Source organism: Streptomyces sp. NPDC055815 (assembly GCF_053616475.1).
In genome coordinates, this window is record NZ_JBSHDU010000050.1 from 45,598 (window position 1) to 62,820 (window position 17,223).

General features: G+C 71.2%; 15 protein-coding genes and 1 pseudogene. 10 read left to right on the forward strand and 6 right to left on the reverse strand.

Annotated features, from left to right (window positions below):
- Nucleotides 1–104: 104 nt before the first annotated feature.
- From ACWGN5_RS27755 to ACWGN5_RS27765, 3 genes are all read left to right on the forward strand, one after another.
- Nucleotides 105–833: an SDR family oxidoreductase gene (locus ACWGN5_RS27755; RefSeq protein ID WP_453520067.1), complete on the forward strand. Its 729-nt coding sequence runs from the start codon at nucleotides 105–107 to the stop codon at nucleotides 831–833.
- A gap of 201 nt (nucleotides 834–1,034) precedes the next feature.
- Complete coding sequence (locus ACWGN5_RS27760; RefSeq protein ID WP_453520031.1) at nucleotides 1,035–1,922, forward strand: PhzF family phenazine biosynthesis protein; 888 nt, start codon at nucleotides 1,035–1,037, stop codon at nucleotides 1,920–1,922.
- A gap of 92 nt (nucleotides 1,923–2,014) precedes the next feature.
- Complete coding sequence (locus ACWGN5_RS27765) at nucleotides 2,015–3,187, forward strand: IS701 family transposase (RefSeq protein WP_453520070.1); 1,173 nt, start codon at nucleotides 2,015–2,017, stop codon at nucleotides 3,185–3,187.
- 181 nt (nucleotides 3,188–3,368) lie between these two features.
- Here ACWGN5_RS27765 and ACWGN5_RS27770 read toward each other — a convergent pair whose 3' ends face one another.
- On the reverse strand, nucleotides 3,369–3,890 hold the full coding sequence (locus ACWGN5_RS27770) for a hypothetical protein (RefSeq protein ID WP_453520033.1): 522 nt from the start codon (nucleotides 3,888–3,890) through the stop codon (nucleotides 3,369–3,371).
- Nucleotides 3,891–4,170: 280 nt separating this feature from the next.
- Between ACWGN5_RS27770 and ACWGN5_RS27775 the strand changes: the two are divergent.
- Nucleotides 4,171–5,047: pseudogene (locus tag ACWGN5_RS27775) on the forward strand (IS5 family transposase).
- 7 nt (nucleotides 5,048–5,054) lie between these two features.
- On the opposite strand, the gene ACWGN5_RS27780 reads toward ACWGN5_RS27775, so the two are convergent.
- Nucleotides 5,055–5,534: an NUDIX hydrolase gene (locus ACWGN5_RS27780; RefSeq protein ID WP_453520036.1), complete on the reverse strand. Its 480-nt coding sequence runs from the start codon at nucleotides 5,532–5,534 to the stop codon at nucleotides 5,055–5,057.
- Between the two features lie 267 nt (nucleotides 5,535–5,801).
- Here ACWGN5_RS27780 and ACWGN5_RS27785 point away from each other — a divergent pair, with 267 nt between their 5' ends.
- Nucleotides 5,802–6,401, forward strand: a complete 600-nt coding sequence (locus ACWGN5_RS27785; RefSeq protein WP_453520039.1) for a recombinase family protein — start codon at nucleotides 5,802–5,804, stop codon at nucleotides 6,399–6,401.
- 499 nt (nucleotides 6,402–6,900) lie between these two features.
- The gene (locus ACWGN5_RS27790; RefSeq protein WP_453520042.1) at nucleotides 6,901–7,806 is read left to right on the forward strand and encodes an aminoglycoside phosphotransferase family protein; all 906 of its coding nucleotides are present in this window, start codon (nucleotides 6,901–6,903) and stop codon (nucleotides 7,804–7,806) included.
- Here ACWGN5_RS27790 and ACWGN5_RS27795 read toward each other — a convergent pair.
- The 3 genes from ACWGN5_RS27795 to ACWGN5_RS27805 form a co-directional block, all read right to left on the reverse strand.
- Nucleotides 7,793–9,433: a transporter gene (locus ACWGN5_RS27795; protein ID WP_453520044.1), complete on the reverse strand. Its 1,641-nt coding sequence runs from the start codon at nucleotides 9,431–9,433 to the stop codon at nucleotides 7,793–7,795. The two genes, ACWGN5_RS27790 and ACWGN5_RS27795, sit on opposite strands and share 14 nt — an antisense overlap.
- Nucleotides 9,430–10,290, reverse strand: coding sequence for an ABC transporter ATP-binding protein (locus tag ACWGN5_RS27800; protein WP_453520047.1), 861 nt, complete (start codon nucleotides 10,288–10,290; stop codon nucleotides 9,430–9,432). Before ACWGN5_RS27800 ends, ACWGN5_RS27795 begins: the two co-directional genes overlap by 4 nt.
- 76 nt (nucleotides 10,291–10,366) lie before the next feature.
- On the reverse strand, nucleotides 10,367–11,032 hold the full coding sequence (locus tag ACWGN5_RS27805; protein WP_453520049.1) for a bifunctional DNA primase/polymerase: 666 nt from the start codon (nucleotides 11,030–11,032) through the stop codon (nucleotides 10,367–10,369).
- 291 nt (nucleotides 11,033–11,323) lie between these two features.
- On the opposite strand from ACWGN5_RS27805, the gene ACWGN5_RS27810 reads away from it, so the two are divergent.
- Both ACWGN5_RS27810 and ACWGN5_RS27815 read left to right on the forward strand, forming a co-directional pair.
- Nucleotides 11,324–12,706, forward strand: coding sequence for a transcriptional regulator (locus ACWGN5_RS27810; RefSeq protein WP_453520052.1), 1,383 nt, complete (start codon nucleotides 11,324–11,326; stop codon nucleotides 12,704–12,706).
- A gap of 148 nt (nucleotides 12,707–12,854) precedes the next feature.
- The gene (locus ACWGN5_RS27815; RefSeq protein ID WP_453520054.1) at nucleotides 12,855–14,327 is read left to right on the forward strand and encodes a hypothetical protein; all 1,473 of its coding nucleotides are present in this window, start codon (nucleotides 12,855–12,857) and stop codon (nucleotides 14,325–14,327) included.
- Between the two features lie 21 nt (nucleotides 14,328–14,348).
- Here ACWGN5_RS27815 and ACWGN5_RS27820 read toward each other — a convergent pair whose 3' ends face one another.
- A complete protein-coding gene (locus tag ACWGN5_RS27820) occupies nucleotides 14,349–15,629 on the reverse strand; it encodes an ABC transporter substrate-binding protein (RefSeq protein ID WP_453520056.1) in 1,281 nt (426 codons plus the stop codon).
- 204 nt (nucleotides 15,630–15,833) lie between these two features.
- Between ACWGN5_RS27820 and ACWGN5_RS27825 the strand changes: the two genes are divergently transcribed.
- Together ACWGN5_RS27825 and purU are read left to right on the forward strand one after the other, a co-directional pair.
- Complete coding sequence (locus ACWGN5_RS27825; RefSeq protein ID WP_453520059.1) at nucleotides 15,834–16,277, forward strand: SCO4402 family protein; 444 nt, start codon at nucleotides 15,834–15,836, stop codon at nucleotides 16,275–16,277.
- Nucleotides 16,278–16,336: 59 nt separating this feature from the next.
- Nucleotides 16,337–17,188 carry a formyltetrahydrofolate deformylase gene (gene purU / locus ACWGN5_RS27830; protein WP_453520061.1) on the forward strand — a complete coding sequence of 284 codons (852 nt, stop codon included), beginning with the start codon at nucleotides 16,337–16,339 and terminating at the stop codon, nucleotides 17,186–17,188.
- The last annotated feature ends 35 nt before the right edge of the window (nucleotides 17,189–17,223 follow it).

Genomic DNA, 17,223 nt, shown 5'->3' on the forward strand with positions numbered 1-17,223 from the left:
CATGATCATGACGGGCCCGAAGGCGCCGAGGTAACCGTTCGGCGTACAGCCTGACGGAAGCACAGCGGCAGCGACCGGTGATCAAACACAGAGGAGGCATGCGCATGGATCTCACAGGGAACACGGTGGTAGTCACCGGGGCCGGGCGTGGGTTCGGGCGGGCGTTGGCCTTGAGCGCAGGCCGGTTGGGTGCGCGCGTGTTCGTTTCCGCGCGCTCTCTGGCTGCGGCACAGAGGGTTGTCGAGGAGGTGGCGGCCGACAGCGGCGCGAGAGCTGACGCGTTCGACTGTGATCTGGCCGACCCGGTCTCCGTACGGGCGTTCGCGGATGGGGTTACCGCCCGCACCGACCGGGTGGACGTGCTGATTAACAACGGTGCCCGCTACCTGGAAGGCCCCGGTCTGTGGGATGCCGACGACGACGCGATCACCGACACCATCGCATCCGGAGCCACCGGCACCCTGCTCATGGTCAAGCACTTCCTCCCGCTGCTGCGCGCTTCTATCGGTGCCGATGTGGTCAACCTGGTCTCCTCGGCTGCGGAAGCCCGGGACCACCGCTCTCAGGCACACCCCGCGTTCTACGCGGCCAAAGCCGCCCAGGCCGGCTTCGCCGACGTCCTCTCCCACCGGCTCCGCCCCGAGGGCATCCGTGTCATCTCGCTCTACCCGCCGGACTTCACGGACGGCGACCCACTCGACTCCACCTGGGAGCACGCCTCCCGGACCGCAGGCGACCCGCTGACCGCCCAATCCGTGCTCGACTGCGTCCTTTTCGCGATCGGCCAATCGCGAGACTGCTTCATCCGCTCCTTCCACTTCGAGCAGTTGTAAGCACCCGCGCGGAGTCAGCACCACCAGTGCAGATGCTCATCGCGCGCGGTGAGCATCGTCGAGGGCGGGAGCAGATCGACACGAGGGGGCGTATGCCATGAGCGCAGAAGCCGATTTGCCGAGATCGTGACCGCGGAGCGGAGCTCCGAGACGGTCCCTACCTGGGGAACCAACCCGGGGATCCCCGCCGTTGCCCCGGGCATGAACTCCATACGGGAAACCCCCGACGTCCTGCGTTACACCGCCTTCTCCGACGATCCCGAGGGAGGCAATCCCGCCGGAATCGTTCTCGACGCCACGGGCCTCAGCGACGAGGAGATGCTGGCGATCGCCGCCGAAGTCGGATACAGCGAGAGCGCGTTCCTGACAGCGCCGTCCGAAGGAGCGGGCTCCGGCGCGTCGGACGCCGGGCGCGCGTACACCATCCGCTACTTCAGCCCCAAGGCGGAAGTGCCCTTCTGCGGTCACGCCACCGTCGCGACGGCCGTGGCCCTCGGCGAGCGCATCGGCCCCGGCGACCTGGTATTCACCACGAAGGCCGGGACCGTGCCGGTCACCGTGACGCGCGAGGGCGGGGCGCTGCGGGCCACACTCACGAGCGTCGAGCCGCACATCGAGGACGTCGCGGCCGATGACCTGGCAGAGGCACTCGCCGCGCTCGACTGGCCGGCCGGCGACCTCGATCCCGCCCTGCCTCCCCGCATCGCCTTCGCGGGCGCCCGCCATCTGATCCTGGCCGCCGCGAGCCGAGAGCGCCTGGCCCACCTGGCGTACGACTTCCCCCGCCTGGAGGCCCTCATGCACCGGCTCGACCTGGTGACGCTGGAGTTGGTCTGGCGCGCCTCTGCGGAGGTCTTCCACGTCCGCGCCCCGTTCCCGGTGGGCGGTGTGGTCGAGGACCCGGCGACCGGGGCGGCGGCCGCCGCCTTCGGCGCGTACGCCCGTGAGCTCGGACTCGTGCCCGAGGCGACGGTCCTCACTCTCCACCAAGGGGAGGACATGGGACGCCCCGGCGTCCTAACGGTGGAACTGCGGGCGGGCGACCGGCGGATCAGGGTTGGCGGCGCAGGGACCCGCATCCCGGCCTGATCCAAACGACAGGCCCCTAGTACTGCAACCGCATCTGGCGTGACCGGTGCATAGTGCAGTCGTTGGTATGACTGTGTGCTGACGCGTTGACGATGGAGCAGGTCGAGTCGTGGTCCGAGGGGATAGCCGGGTTCCATGCCCGCTTCGCCCACCGTTTCGGCAGGTCGGAGCCTCGGGAGCGGGCTTTGGACTATCTGACCGGCCTGCTCGCCCCGTTGGAGAAGAAGAACGCCTGGACCATGGCCGAGCAGGTCGGCCAGCTGCGGCCGGACGGCGTCCAGCGTCTGCTGAACCACTCCGAGTGGGACGAGAACGCCGTCCGTGACGATCTGCGCGACTATGTCGTGGAGACCATCGGTGACAAGAACGCCGTCCTGATCGGGGATGACACCGGCTTCCTGAAGAAGGGCACCAAGTCCGCCGGCGTCCAGCGGCAGTACAGCGGAACCGCCGGACGTACCGAGAACTGCCAGATCGGCACGTTCCTGGCCTACGCCTCGCCCAAGGGCCGGGCCTTGATCGACCGTGAGCTCTACATCCCGGCCTCCTGGACCGGGGACCGCGAACGCTGTCGCGCCGCCGGGATCGGCGACGAGATCGCCTTCGCGACCAAGAACGACCACTTCCGCTGTATGCTGCAACGCGCCATCGATGCCGGCTTCCCGTTCGCCTGGGTCGCCGCGGACGAGGCGTACGGGCAGGTCAAGCACACACGGTTCTGGCTGGAGGAACGCGGCGTCGCCTATGTGTTGGCCACCAAGGTCAACGACACCGTGATCACCGCCCGGGGCGGGGAGTCCCGTGTCGACGCCCTCGTCGCCGCCCAGCCTCGCCAGCGCTGGAAGCGCCTGTCGGGCGGCGCCGGCGCCCACGGCGAGAGGATCTACGACTGGGCCCGCGTCCCGATCCGCTACGCCTGGGAGAACGGGTTCGGGCACTGGGTCCTGGCCCGGCGCTCCGTCGATGACCCGAGCGAGATCGCCTACTACGTCTGTTTCGGCCCGGTTCCCTCGCGGTTGAAAGACCTGGTCAGGGTGGCTGCCGAGCGGTGGGCGGTCGAGGAATGCTTCCAGAGCGCCAAGGGCGAGTGCGGCCTGGACCACTATCAAGTCCGCCTCTACCGGGCCTGGTATCGCCACATCACCCTGGCCATGGCCGCCCACGCGTATCTGACTGCCATCCGCGCCGCAGAAGCCATAAAAGGGGCACCTCTGACGACGAGCAAGACCTCATACCCCTCAGCGCCCCGGAGATCCGCCGGTTGATGGGCCACGCCGTCGTCGCGCGCCACTGCCACAGCAACGAGTACCGTCTGCACTGGTCACGCTATCGACGACGCAGCCAGGCCCGAGCCCGCAGATCCCACTACAAACGCCGAGGCCACTGTGATTCATGTGGCGGGGTTCGCCTACTGAAGCGCTCGATGGCTGCCCCGCCACCGGACACTCACACCTGTACGAGCGAGACGGCCGTCCGGCGACGGTAGTAGTGCACCGTGACCGCGCCCAGCAGCGGACCCCACAGGAGCAGCGGGGCGTAGGCGATGTTGAGTAGCCAGGTGCCCCAGGGGGAGGCATCCATGTCCGCGTTCACCGACGTGTAGACGAACATTGCCCCGAAGGCCGTCGTGGCCAGCGTGCCGAGCCCCGCCAGGATGGTGGTCGGCAGGACGGGTACTCGATGCCCGTGCAGATACGGGATCCAGCGCGGCCAGGTCTCGCCCCAGTTCTGTACGAGCCCGAGGGTGAGGAACGCTAAGAGCTCGGCGACCAGGCTGAGGGCGACGAGAGAGAACGATCCCCAGCCAGGGGCGTGCATCTGGTCGTACTCGGACTGGGCAAGTCCGACCGGAAGGCCCACGGCGATGGCCAGGCGCCACAGCCCCGAGGGCACATTGGTCAACGCGGCGCCCACGGCCGCACGTTTCGCCCAGCGCGGCACGTTCGGCAGCGTATTCACTTTCATCATGTGATCCACACTGACGCGTGAGGGCACCCCACACGTCGGCCTGCGGTCGCATCCTCCTCAGCCCAGCGGCGTACTTGCGCGTACAACCGGCGAGGCAAGAGGAGAGCGCGGCAACAACGCTGGCACCCCACGGCCGCTACGCCTTCCAACTCCGACGCTCAGGTCCGCCAAGTCAAGAACTCATCCGCCATATGAAGCAGTCACAGCCACACCCTCCAGACGCGGTTGCAGTACTAGGGCGTGTTTGAGATGTTGATCAAGGTCGTGAAACGATCTTCAGATGTCTCGTGGTGATCTGACGGATGCACAGTGGGACGGCTGGAAGCAGTCTTGCCGCCGATACCGAAGATGGGCCGGCCTCCGAGGGATCGGCGGCAGGTGTTCGACGGGATCTGGTGGCGGGCCCGGACCGGCTCGCCTTGGCGGGACGTGCCCGAGCGATACGGCCCCTGGGAGACTGCGTATGCGGTGTTCCGCCGCTGGCAGATCGACGGGACCTGGGCCCGCGTCCTGAAGAAGTTGCAGGTCAAGGCGGATACCGAGGGGGTCATAGAGTGGGAAGTCTCGGTCGACTCCACTGTCTGCCGGGCTCACCAGCATGCCGCCGGGGCCCGCAAAAAGGGGCTGACGGTCCGGGCTGGACGCGTCCGAACGGCCTCGCGGCCGAGCCGGACGACCACGGTTTGGGGCGCTCGCGCGGCGGGCTGACCACCAAGATTCACCTCGCCGTCGACGCCTCCTTCCACGTCCTCGCAGCCGTCATCACCGCCGGCCAGCGGGGCGACGCACCCATCTTCGAGCAGGTGATGGACCGAATCCGTGTCCCCCGGATCGGTGGTGGACGCCCCCGCACCCGGCCGGAGCATGTACTTGCCGACCGGGCGTACTCCTCCCGCCAGATCCGCTCCTACCTGCGCAAACGCGGGATCGCGCACACCATCCCGGAGAAGCGGGACCAGGCCGGACACCGGGTCCGGCGTGGTTCCGTCGGCGGCCGTCCACCCGGATTCGACCGCGAAATGTACAAGCGCAGACACAAAGTCGAGTGCCGGATCGGCCTTCTGAAACAGGCACGAGGCGTCGCGACCAGGTACGACAAGCTCGCTGTCCGCTACGAGTCGACCGTCCAACTCACGCTCATACGGCAGGCGCTGTGACCGCCCGTCATGCACGATCACGATCACGCCACGGGCCGTCTGGCACCAGGGCGCCGAGCACGGCCAGCAACTGTGGCGGCTCAACCGGGTCTGGCAGCGAGCTCAGATCCGACCATGCGATCCAGACGTGCGTGTCCAGGTTGACCTGCTCATCGGGGAGCAGGCCGGTCCGCACAAGCGATGGTTGCTCGTCGGCGAACTGCGCAACGAAGAAGTGCTCCGTCCCGATGTACCGCTTGCCGTTCCATTGAACATCACGGTCGACTGGCACAGACCGATCAAGCACCGCAGCCGGGTCGAGTCCGGTTTCCTCGGCCAGTTCTCGTCGTGCCGCCATCAGCGGCGTCTCGCCCGGCTCGAAACCGCCACCGGGCGGCTCCCAGAGCCATGCCCCGTCGAACGGATCACGCCAGTGCAGAAGAAGCAGGCGATGGGCAGCGTCCAGACAGATGACCCGGGCGGCGGGCCGGTGCGTTGTTTCCACCATCCTGACGCTATGCGGTGCTCGAAATGTCGATCAAGACCTGGACTGCGTTGATCAACATCTCAAACACGCTCTAGCTAGGTGCACAAGGAGTGCGGGGCGGCGGTGTTGGAGCGGCTTGAGAAGGCCGGTGGCTGTTCGTTAGGGGATCCCTCAGCGAACAGCCGCGTTCTTGGAACTGCGCGATCAGCGACCTGCGATGACGGCGTCTCATTTGGGGTGTCCGGTGATCTGTACGGTGAGCGGGGGCTATCCGTACACTCCCCGGGCATGAGCGAACTCTCGGCGGGCTACGCCCGCTGCTCGACCGACCTGCAGGACCTCACCGCCCAAAAGGAGATCCTGATCAGTCTCGGCGTCCCCGAGGACCGGATCTACCTCGACAAGGGACTCACCGGCACCAACCGCGAGCGGCCCGGCCTCGGCCAGGCTCTCGCCGCCGTCCGCGCCGGCGACACCCTGGTGGTACCCAAACTCGACCGGCTCGCCCGCTCGGTCCCCGACGCCCGGGACATCGGCGACTCCCTCGTGGCGCGAGGCGTCAAACTGTCGCTCGGTGGCACGCTCTACGACCCGGCCGACCCGATGGGCAAGATGTTCTTCAACATCCTGGCCACCTTCGCCGAGTTCGAGGTGGACCTCCTACGTATGCGCACCCGCGAGGGGATGGCCGTGGCCAGGGCGAAGGGGAAGCTGAAGGGCAAGCAGCCGAAGCTGACAGTTCGCCAGCAGGCCCACCTGGTCAAGGAGCACGCCACCGGCGAGCACACCATCGCCGACCTCGCCGAGCTCTTCTCAGTCTCCCGGGCAACGGTCTACCGGGTCCTGGAGCGCTCCGCACGATCCACGCCTGCCTCACCTGAGGGCTGACTGATCAGTCGCCTCAAGGGCACGTTTCCGACGTACTCCGGCTGGCCTCCCTCGACATGTCGGGCAAGGTCGCCGACTTCCTCCGCGCCGCCGAGCTGGAACCCACCGAACGCACCGCGCTCGACCGCGGCGTGACCGTAAGGAGCGGGCAGGGCTACACCCTTCGCGTCACGGCCGTGCCAGCGATCCACCACCGACTCCTTGCCCGCTGCCAGCCGCTCGACGGAGGTCAAGGCGTCCCCGCGGTCCGGCCCAGCGCAAGGCCCGCCGCGAGTACGAGAACCGCGTCAGCACCCTGGCGGGCGACACCCCGTAGCGGGCCATCCAGACTCCAAGATCATCCCGTGGCGGGTTTCTGGCGTATCTGGGTCATGCCCCATACCGGGCCGTCGCCAGGAACACCCCGCCAGACCCCCTGCCCCCGCCGCGTCGCGGTTGCCGTTGCGGTGTCCTCCGTGCGTACGCTCCAAGCCGGTTGACGATCGGACGGAGAGCCATCATGGGGGACGCCGTGGAATGCGACGAGGGCCTCGTACGGGCGCTGCTCCGGGACCAGCACCCCGACCTGGCCGAGCTGCCGCTCCAGCGGGTACCGGGCGGCTGGGACAACCAGATGTGGCGGCTCGGCGAGGAGTTGGCCGTACGGATGCCCCGTACCGAGCGGGCTCCGGGCCTGCTGCGCAAGGAGCACCGCTGGCTGCCGGACCTGGCGCCGCTGCTTCCGCTGCCCGTGCCCGCCCCCGTACGCACCGGGGAGCCGTCCGCGCGCTTCCCCCGCACCTGGACCGTCGCCCGCTGGGTCCCGGGCGAGCCCGGCGACCTCGCGCCGGCCACGCGCGGCGAGCACGCGGCCGACGCCCTCGCGGGCTTCCTGCGGGCCCTGCACCGCGAGGCGCCCGGGGAGGCGCCCGCGAACCCGGACCGGGGTGTGCCGCTCGCGGAGTTCGTGGCGGGGTTCGAGGCGGGTTTCCCGCTGCTCGCGGAGCACGCCGACCCGGAGGCCGTACGGGCGGTGTGGGGGGACGCGCTCGCGGCCCCCGGACCGCAGGGCCCGCCGGTGTGGCTGCACGGGGACCTGCACCCCGCGAACGTCGTCGTCGCCGACGGCACCCTCACGGGCGTCCTCGACTTCGGCGAACTCTGCGCGGGCGACTCGGCGACGGACCTCTCGGCCGCGTGGCTGCTGCTGCCGGAGGGCGCGGCGGGACGGTTTTTCGAGAGGTACGCGCGCGGGGACGACGCCACGGTCCGCCGGGCCCGCGGCTGGGCCCTGCTCCGCGCGGCCGGTCTCATCGACATCGGCCGCGCGGGCGAGCGCGGTCTCCCGGGCGGGAAGCCGACCTGGGGCCCGGCCGGCCGCGCCGCCCTCGCGCGCGTACTCAGGGACGCGGCTACCCCTTGCTGACCGACGCCAGGATCTCCGGCAGCCGCTTCGCCGTGCGCGGTGCCGCCAGCTTGAGGCCCGCGAACACGAGCAGCGCACCGTAGAGCAGGCCCGCGGGGAGCAGGAGCCACAGCAGGGACCGCTGGTCGGAGACGTGGAGGTAGATCGTCGCGCCGATGAGCGGGGAGCACAGCACACCGGCCGTGAGCATGCCGCCCATGATCGAGATCCAGGCGAGTCCGCCCTGCCCCGGCGCGACGTTCTTGTAGCCGCTGTCCTGGGGGATCGAGTACGGGAAGCTCGCCGAGGTCACCGCGCCCGTCCCGATCATCGCCCCGAGCAGGCCGAGCGCGAGGCCGAGGGCCTCGGGGAGCTTCGCCCAGTCGCCGAGGACACCGGCCGTCAGCGCCGTCACGAAGACCGTGAACGGCAGCGTGATCATGAGCAGGGCCATGGCCCGCGCCCGGAGTTCGGCGTACGCGTCGGCCGCCGTCGAGATGGTCTGCGCCACCATCCAGAACGCCGAGTTGTCCTGCCCGAACTGGTTGTACATCAGCATGCCGAGCATGCCGGAGGCGAAGCACGCGAAGTAGACCGAGCCGGCGCCCTGGAAGGCGTTGAAGAGGGGGACGATCAGGCCGATGGCGAGCGAGGTCACCCACGCGGCCTTCGTCTTCGGGTCGCGCCAGATGTACCGCAGGCTGCGCTCCATGACCGTGCCGGTCCGTCCGGCCGGCAGGATCCGCGCGAGCAGCCCCGAACCGGCGGACTTGTCCTGGGTGCCCGCGTCCGGGGCCGCGCCGATCGTGGAGCCGTCCGGCTCGACCATCAGCCGCACCAGGCTCCGCCGCCACCAGTACAGGAGGCCCACGAGCGCGGCCGCCGTGAGCAGCAGCCGGGCCGCGGCCACCGCGTAGTCGCCCTGGCTCGCGGCGTCGACCGCGCCGATCGCGGCGGCCGGCGGGAGCCAGCCGACGACGGCGGTGGCCGGTTCGAGGGACTCCAGGCCGCCCGCCTGCCCCAGCCGCTGGGCGGCGAAGTTCACGAACTGCATGCCGACCGCGATGACCAGGCCGCTCAGCAGCGCCAGGTCACGGCCCTTGCGGGAGGTGAGGAGCCGGACGTTGGCGGCGGCCACGGCCCGGGACAGCGCCACGCACGTCACCGCCGCGAGCGGTACGGCGAGGACGGCGAGGACGGTGCCGGCGGCGCCGTGGGCCACGGAGAGGACCGCGCCCAGGGCGAGGACGAGGGTGAGGGCGGGGCCGACGCCCACGAGGGAGGCCACGAGCAGCGCCCGGACCAGCGGCCGGGGCCGCAGCGGCAGCATCACGAGCCGCGAGGGGTCGAGGGTCTCGTCGCCGCTCGGGATGAACAGCGGCATGACCGTCCACGCCAGCGCGAGCGCGCCGATGAGGAGGATCGCGACGGTGTCGGCGTCCCGGTGGCCCCGCAGGAGGACGAGGGCGAGGACGAAGCCCGCGGCGAAGAGCGCGCCGAAGACGATCGACAGGATGTACGCGACGGTGCGTCCGCCGGACTGCTTCAGCCCGTTCTTCAGCAGCGACAGCTTGAGCCGTACGAAGACGGACGTGAGGGACGGCACGGGGGCGGTGGCTGTCGGTACGGGAGAGGTGGCGGCGCTCATCGCTGCGTACCGCCCGTGCCCGCCCCGCCGCCCAGCCAGTCCAGCGAGTCCCCGGCCGCCGCGCGGCCGTTCGCGCCGACGAGCTCCAGGAACGCCTCCTGCAGCGAGGGCGCCGAGCCCCGCACCTCGGCCAGCGGGCCCTGCGCCCGGATCCGCCCGCCCGCCATGACGGCGACCCAGTCGCAGAGCGACTCGACGAGCTCCATGACGTGGCTGGAGAAGACGACGGTCGCGCCGGAGGAGGTGTACCGCTCCAGGACGCCGCGGATGGTCTGCGCGGAGACCGGGTCGACGCCCTCGAAGGGCTCGTCGAGGAAGAGGACCTCGGGGTTGTGGAGGAGCGCGGCGGCGAGGCCGATCTTCTTCCGCATGCCGGTCGAGTAGTCGACGACCAGCTTGTTCTGCGAGCCGGTCAGGTCGAGGACGTCGAGGAGCTGCGCGGCCCGCTTGTCGACCTCGGCGCCGGGCAGGCCGCGGAGCCGGCCGGTGTAGGCGAGGAGTTCACGGCCGGAGAGGCGCTCGAAGAGCCGCAGGCCCTCCGGCAGGATGCCGATGCGGGCCTTGACCTGCGCGACCGACTCCGGGTCGGCCCACACGTCGTGCCCGGCGACGAGGATCCGCCCGTGGTCGGGCCGCAGCAGGCCGGTGATCATGGAGAGGGTCGTCGTCTTGCCGGCGCCGTTGGGCCCCACGAGCCCGATGAACCGGCCGGCGGGCAGCACGAGATCGATCCCGTTCACCGCGATCTGCTGCCCGAAGCGCTTCCACAGCCCCTCGACACGCACGGCGGGCACCGCACCGTCCCCCGGTGCGGCGCCCGCCTTGTCGAACGCTCCGTCAAATGCCTGGTCAGGCATGGTCCGTCAACCCTTCGATGGTCCCCGTACTACTTACGGGGACCACCCTAAGGCCGGGCCCTGCCGGCCCTCCGGGTCACTGCCCGCGGCCCCTCGCCTCCGCCGCCTCCCGGCCGCACGCGTACGCGAGGGCGCTGATCAGCTCCTCCGCGTCCGGCAGCCAGCGGTTCGCCGGGGTGGGGCGCCGCGCCCACTGCACCGCGCCGAAGCCGCCGACCCGGGTCGGCGGGGCCGCCACGTAGTGGCCCTCGCCGCGCGTGACGAGGTCGATGGAGGCCGGGGCCCAGCCGAGCTTGCGGACGAGGTCCGGCACCTTGGCCGCGGCGCCGGGCAGCACGAAGAAGTACATCCGGCGGTCCGGGGTGCAGGTCACGGGGCCGAGCGTCAGCTCCATGCGCTCCATGCGGGCGAGCGCCAGGAAGCCGGCCGTCTCCGGCACCTCGATCGCGTCGAAGGTGCGGCCGGTCGGCAGCAGGATCGAGGCCTTCGGGGTCTTCGACCACATCCGCCGCGCCCCGACGCCGCTGCCGGTCGCCTGGGTCGACCAGTCGGGCCTGACGGCGTGGGCGCCGGGCACGGCGCACGCGTCCGCGCCGCAGGAGCAGCGCTCCTTGCCCTCGACGACTTCCAGCCAGGTCCCGGGAAACACGTCCCAGTGCCGCTCTTCCGCGTACCGCACGGCGCTGTCCAGCAGCTGCTCGCCCCGCTGCTTGGGGATCTGTGCGGCTTCCGTGACTCCCATGGTCTCTTCCACGGTGAGCACAACTCCCCCCGTCACCTGGGGTTACGGGCGTGACGGAGGCCGTGTTGACGCATCGATCCTGCACGCGGGGCGCATGGGTGCACTGGCGGGGGCGCGCGGAGGGCCGGGGAGCGGGGGTGGGTACGGAAGGGTGGGGGCGCCGGTGGCGGGGTGGCTTTTCTCCGCACGGCCGACGTGTCCGGTTTCGCGTGTTCACATCTGCATTGACCGGATATCCGCCGGGCAGTGATCCCTTCTCCGGTGATCACCGCACGGCCTCAGGGGGTACTCATGGCAGCCAGGCCACTCGTTCCGCGTCAGCTCAACGAACGGCTCCAGGCGCTCATCCAGGAGGCGGGCTGCTCCAACGCCGGCCTCGCCCGCAGGGTCAACATGGTCGGCGCGGAGCGCGGCCTCGACCTGCGGTACGACAAGACGTCGGTGGCGCGCTGGCTGCGCGGGCAGCAGCCGCGCGGCCGGGCGCCCGGGATCATCGCGGAGGCGCTGGGCCGCAAGCTGGGCCGCACGGTCACGATCGACGAGGTCGGCATGGCCAACGGCCGGAACCTCGCCGCCGGGGTGGGGCTCCAGTTCGCGCCGACCGTGCCCGGGGCGATCGAGCAGGTCTGCGAGCTGTGGCGCAGCGACGTGGGGCGCCGCGACTTCCTGAACGGCTCGACCGTGGCGGCCTCCGCGCTGGTCGAGCCCAGCAGGGACTGGCTGATCACGGGGCCCGACGCGCATGTGGCGCGGATGGCGGGGGCCCGGGTCGGGGTCGCGGACGTGGCGGCCGTACGGGAGATGACGGCCGCGCTCGTCGACCTCGACCGGCGCTTCGGCAGCGGGCACGTGCGGCCGGTGGTCGTGCACTACCTCAACAGCGTGGTGTCGGGGATGCTGTCGGGCTCGTACCGGGAGGCGGTCGGGCGGCAGCTGTTCGCGGCCGTCGCCCGGCTGACCGAGCTCGCCGGGTACATGGCGGTGGACACCGGTGAACCGGGGCTCGCGCAGCGGTACTACATCCAGGCGCTGCGGCTCGCGCAGGCGGCGGGCGACCGCGGGTATGGCGGCTATGTGCTGGCCGCCTCGATGAGCCACCTCGCGGCGCAGCTCGGCAACCCGCGAGAGATCGCCCAGTTGGCGCGGGCCGCGCAGGAGGGCGCGCGCGGCAAGGTGCCGCCGCGCGCGGAGGCGATGTTCCTCGCGGCGGAGGCCCGCGGACACGCGCTGATGGGCGACGTCCGCGCCTTCGAGACGGCGGCGGGCCGTGCCGCGCGGGCCCTTGACCGGGCCGATCCGGAGGCGGGCGACGACCCGGCGTGGATCGCCCACTTCGACGCGGCCTACCTCGCCGACGAACTGGCGCACTGCCACCGGGACCTGGGGCAGGCGGAGGCGGCGGCGCGGGCCGCGGAGGAGTCGATCGCCGGGCATCCGGAGTCGCGGGCACGGCGGCGGGCGATCGGGCTCGCGCTGCTCGCCTCGGCGCAGGTCCAGCAGCGGGAGGTGGAGCAGGCCTGCCGGACGGGCACGCGGGCCCTCGAACTGCTCGGCACGCTGCGGTCGTCGCGGGGCGCGGAGTACCTGGACGACCTGAGGGAGCGCCTGGAGCCGTACGCGGGGGAGCCGGTGGTGCGGGAGTTCGGGGCGCGGATGGAGCTGTACGCGGCGTAGGGACCGTGGAGCCGTACGCCGCCTGGACGCCCGGGGACGTTTCGTAAACAGCTTGTGTAACCGGTCTCACACGTGTGTGCGGAGCCCAGTCGGCACCCGGTAGCGTGAGCCGACGATTCCGTAGGTTGGTCCATCAGTGGGAGTCCCGGTGACGCAGAACGGACAGGGTCCGGAGCATGGCGGCGGTCAGCCGTGGGGCGGCGCCTGGGGTCCCGCAGGTGGCCCGCAGGGCGGGCAGCAGGGCGGGCAGCCGCTGCCGCCCGCGCAGCCGCTGCCCCCGGAGGCGCCGCAGGGCGCCGCCGACATGCAGTCCACCCAGTACCTGCCGCCGATACCCCCGCAGCAGGCCCCGCCGCAGCCCGGCTACGGCTACCCGGGCCCGGGCGCCCCGGCCGCCGCCGACATGCAGGCGACCCAGCACATCGCGCCGGTCCCCGGCGGGATGCCCCCGGTACAGCCGCCGCAGCCGGGCGGGATGCCGCCGGCGCAGGCCGCGCCCCAGCCGGGCGGAATGCCCCCGGCGCCGCAGCCGGGGTACGGCTACCCCGGTCCCGGCGCTCCGGCCGCCCCGCAGCCCGGCTACGGCTACCCGGGCCCCGCCGCCCCTGCCGCCGCCGACATGCAGGCCACCCAGCACATGGCGCCGGTGCCGCCGCAGCAGGGCGGGGGCTCCGACACCCAGTTCCTCGGCACGGGCCCGCTCGCCCACCAGGGCCCCGCCGCCCCGGCCGGCGCCTCGGACGCCACCCAGTACATCGCCCCCGTACCGGCACAGACGCCCGGTGAGCGCCAGCCGCCCGCCGAGTTCGACAGCCTCTTCCGTACGGAGGCCCCGCGGCCGCCCCAGCAGCCGCACGCCCCGCAGGGCTACCAGCAGCCGGGCCCCGCCCCGTACCAGCAGCAGCACCAGCCCCCGCAGCCTCCTCAGCAGTTCGGTTTCCAGGACGCCTACTACGACGACGACGAGCCCGCGCCGCGCCGCAAGTCGCCGCTCGCGCTGATCGCCGCCGTCGTCGTCGGCTGCGCGGTCGTCGGCCTCGGCGCCGGTGCGCTGCTCAGCGGCGGCGACGACGAGAAGGACCCCAAGACGGGCGGCCAGAACGTGGCGGCCAGCTCCGCCGCGCCGTCCGCCTCCGCGCAGCAGCCCTCGGAGGAGCCGGCCGACCCGGCGAAGCCGCAGGCGCAGGAGCTCAGCAAGCTCCTCGCGACCAGCAGCAGCAGCCGTCAGACGGTGATCGACTCGGTCGCGGCCATCAACCAGTGCAAGAACCTCGACAAGGCCGCGAACGATCTGCGGGGCGCCGCCGAGCAGCGCCGCGGGCTGATCACCAAGCTCCAGGCGCTGTCGGTCGACAAGATCCCGGACAACGCCGCGCTGACGGCCTCGCTCACCCAGGCCTGGCAGGCCTCGGCCGCCGCCGACGACCACTACGCGGCCTGGGCCGACCAGATGAAGAACAAGAAGGCCTGCAAGGGCGGCCACGCCCGCTCGACCAGCCAGAAGGCCGCGGGCGACGCGAAGAGCGGCGAGGCCAGCGCCGCGAAGAAGACGGCGGCCGGGCTGTGGAACCCGACCGCCGTGAAGTACGACCTCGACAAGCGGAGCTGGACGCAGCTCTGAGCGGCCCGGCCCCGAGCGGGCTCAGGGGGCGCTGAGGACGGTCTCGGCGACGTCGACGAAACCGGGCTTCTGCGCCACCAGCTGCCCCTGGCGCACCACCTGGAACGTCACCTCGTGGTTGACGATCCGGGTGAAGCCGGGGGCGCCGAGCAGGTCCTCGTACTTCCAGCGCAGGCTGGGGGTGAGGCCGCCGGTGTCGACGCGCTCGCCCCGGTCGAGGGCGTGGGTGATCTGCCGGGCCGTGATCGTGTCCTCGTCGAGGGACTCGATGACCTCCTTCAGGACCGTGTACGCGATCCAGGTGGTCTGCACGCCGGTGTCGGCGGGGTCGACCCGGTTGTCGGCGAAGGCGTGCTCCTGGATGACCTTGCGCATCGGGGCCCAGCTCTTGTCGCCCGCCGCCGGGTACCAGCCGGTGACGAACGCGCCCTCGAAGGGGCTGTGGGCGCCGCCGGTGCGGTCGATGACGGGCTGGTCGACGCTGCCGAGGACCGAGGAGATCCGGACGGTGTCGTGCTGCTTCTTCTCCTCCTCCTGCGCGGGGAGCCGGCGGAAGGAGTCGAAGAAGGTCTGGGTCCGCTCGCCGAGGACGGCGGTCACGCAGCCCTTCTCGTCACCGGCCCGGGTGCGGGCGCGGCCCGCCTGCTCGGTGTACTCGGCGGCGTCCTCCATGGCCGGGATGTCGACGGCGCTGCGGTGACTGGCCTTGCGCAGGCCGGAGTTGAGGAGTTCGGGGAGCTTGTCCCCGGCGGTGGTGTCGGGGCGGACCAGGGAGACCTTCTCGCAGGAGTCGGCGAGCTGCATGCCGTGCCCGGCGACGAGCGAGGCCACCCCGCCGTTGACGGGGTACGAGAGCGGGCTGGTGAACTCGTCCTCCGAGATGCCGTAGCCGCCGATGTACGGGATGTCCGCGGCTTCCAGGGGGGCCATGAAGGCGCGGCCGTTCTGGCTGTACGAGCCGACGACGGCGACCGCCTTCTCGCGGACCGCCCGGCGGGCGCAGGCGGCGGCGCCGGCGCTGGTGTTCTGCTCGTTGCAGGTGAGGACGCGCAGCTCGTGCCCGTTGATCCCGCCCTGGGAGTTGACCCAGCGGGCGAAGGTCTGCGCCATGGCGGGCATTCCGGGCATATTGGTCGCTCGGGTCTGGTCGGGGGCCCAGGTCATCACCGTGACGGGCTCCCTGGAGCCCCCCGTGGCCCCAGGGAGTACGCCACACCCGGTGAGCAGCGACGCTCCGGTCGCCGCGGTCGTGACGTGCGCGAGGAGTGAGATCAGTCGCCTACCGGTCATGGGCATGCACATTTCCGCCTCATGGGTAACGCGGGAGTGAGCACGGTTCAACGGGGGGTGACGTGAAGGTGAATTGCGGGGGCGGGCGCTCGGATGAGGAGGGGGCGAGTCCGCTTACCGGACAAGGAAACGTACGATCGAACGATGTCCAGTCCAGTCCCCGGTTCGGTCTCCGGTTCGGTTAACTCTTCCCGTCGCGGCCGTCGCTCCTCCACCATGGGCGGCATGCCGCTCAACGACATGCCGTGGTGGCGCTGGCGCAGCAACGTGCGCTCGGCGCTGCACATGCTCTCCGACCCCGGATTCCACGAGACGACCTGGCTGGCCGGCCAGGACGGATACGGCGACGTCACCGACGCCGTCTACCGCCTCGTCGAGGACACCTGGCTCGACAACTGGTCCGCCGAGAAGTACGTCGGCTCGATCTTCCGGGACTCCGGCGAGGCCGCCCTCGTCGACGTCGCCGTCCTCCGGGTGCTGCGGATCATGCACCAGGTGGGCCCCGACGCCCCCTTCTCGGCCTACATGCAGCACCAGGGCTGGCCGGAGGCCGTACGCGCCGCCCGCGAGGCCCACGTCCACCTGTCCCAGGCCGACGGCGAGGACCCCGACACACCCCCACGCTCCCTCGACGTGCTGCATATCATGACGCGGTCCTGAGGCGTTCCGCCTGGCGGACGGTGGTCCGCCCGGCGGGGCGCTTGTGGCAGGCTGACGGGATGACCGACCAGTACGTCCTCACCCTCTCCTGCCCCGACAAGCAGGGCATCGTGCACGCCGTGTCGAGCTACCTCTTCATCACCGGCTGCAACATCGAGGACAGCCAGCAGTTCGGAGACCGCGACACGGGTCTCTTCTTCATGCGGGTCCACTTCTCGGCCGAGGCCCCCGTGACGGTCGAAAAGCTCCGGGCGAGCTTCGCCGCCGTCGGCGACGCCTACGCCATGGACTGGCAGATCAACCGGGCCGACCAGCCGATGCGGGTCGTGCTCATGGTCTCGAAGTTCGGCCACTGCCTGAACGACCTGCTGTTCCGGTCCCGGATCGGGGCGCTGCCGGTCGAGATCGTCGCCGTCGTCTCCAACCACCGGGACTTCGAGGAACTGGTGGGCTCGTACGGGCTCCCGTTCCGGCACATCCCGGTGACGAAGGAGAACAAGCCCGAGGCGGAGGCGGAGCTCCTGGACCTGGTCCGGTCCGAGAACGTCGAGCTGGTCGTCCTCGCCCGCTACATGCAGGTCCTGTCCGACGACCTGTGCAAGCAGCTCTCCGGGCGGATCATCAACATCCACCACTCCTTCCTCCCCAGCTTCAAGGGCGCCAAGCCGTACCACCAGGCGCACGCGCGCGGCGTGAAGCTCATCGGCGCGACGGCGCACTATGTGACCGCCGACCTCGACGAGGGCCCGATCATCGAGCAGGAGGTCGAGCGGGTGGGGCACGAGGTGACGCCGGACCAGCTGGTGGCGATCGGGCGGGACGTGGAGTGCCAGGCGCTGGCGCGGGCGGTGAAGTGGCACGCGGAGCGCCGAATCCTCCTGAACGGCCGCCGCACGGTCGTCTTCGCGTAGCCCATTTCGGGCTGCGCCCCGCCGCCGTTGTGGGC

What these genes read in the sequence shown, in the direction of transcription:
- ACWGN5_RS27790 (WP_453520042.1), top strand. Translation starts at nt 6,901, where the DNA reads ATGGGGGACGCCGTGGAATGCGACGAGGGCCTCGTACGGGCGCTGCTC.
- ACWGN5_RS27765 (WP_453520070.1), top strand. Translation starts at nt 2,015, where the DNA reads ATGGAGCAGGTCGAGTCGTGGTCCGAGGGGATAGCCGGGTTCCATGCC.
- purU (WP_453520061.1), top strand. Translation starts at nt 16,337, where the DNA reads ATGACCGACCAGTACGTCCTCACCCTCTCCTGCCCCGACAAGCAGGGC.
- ACWGN5_RS27785 (WP_453520039.1), top strand. Translation starts at nt 5,802, where the DNA reads ATGAGCGAACTCTCGGCGGGCTACGCCCGCTGCTCGACCGACCTGCAG.
- ACWGN5_RS27760 (WP_453520031.1), top strand. Translation starts at nt 1,035, where the DNA reads ATGAACTCCATACGGGAAACCCCCGACGTCCTGCGTTACACCGCCTTC.
- ACWGN5_RS27810 (WP_453520052.1), top strand. Translation starts at nt 11,324, where the DNA reads ATGGCAGCCAGGCCACTCGTTCCGCGTCAGCTCAACGAACGGCTCCAG.
- ACWGN5_RS27795 (WP_453520044.1), bottom strand. Translation starts at nt 9,433, where the DNA reads ATGAGCGCCGCCACCTCTCCCGTACCGACAGCCACCGCCCCCGTGCCG.
- ACWGN5_RS27805 (WP_453520049.1), bottom strand. Translation starts at nt 11,032, where the DNA reads ATGGGAGTCACGGAAGCCGCACAGATCCCCAAGCAGCGGGGCGAGCAG.
- ACWGN5_RS27780 (WP_453520036.1), bottom strand. Translation starts at nt 5,534, where the DNA reads ATGGTGGAAACAACGCACCGGCCCGCCGCCCGGGTCATCTGTCTGGAC.
- ACWGN5_RS27755 (WP_453520067.1), top strand. Translation starts at nt 105, where the DNA reads ATGGATCTCACAGGGAACACGGTGGTAGTCACCGGGGCCGGGCGTGGG.
- ACWGN5_RS27800 (WP_453520047.1), bottom strand. Translation starts at nt 10,290, where the DNA reads ATGCCTGACCAGGCATTTGACGGAGCGTTCGACAAGGCGGGCGCCGCA.
- ACWGN5_RS27770 (WP_453520033.1), bottom strand. Translation starts at nt 3,890, where the DNA reads ATGATGAAAGTGAATACGCTGCCGAACGTGCCGCGCTGGGCGAAACGT.
- ACWGN5_RS27825 (WP_453520059.1), top strand. Translation starts at nt 15,834, where the DNA reads ATGGGCGGCATGCCGCTCAACGACATGCCGTGGTGGCGCTGGCGCAGC.
- ACWGN5_RS27820 (WP_453520056.1), bottom strand. Translation starts at nt 15,629, where the DNA reads ATGTGCATGCCCATGACCGGTAGGCGACTGATCTCACTCCTCGCGCAC.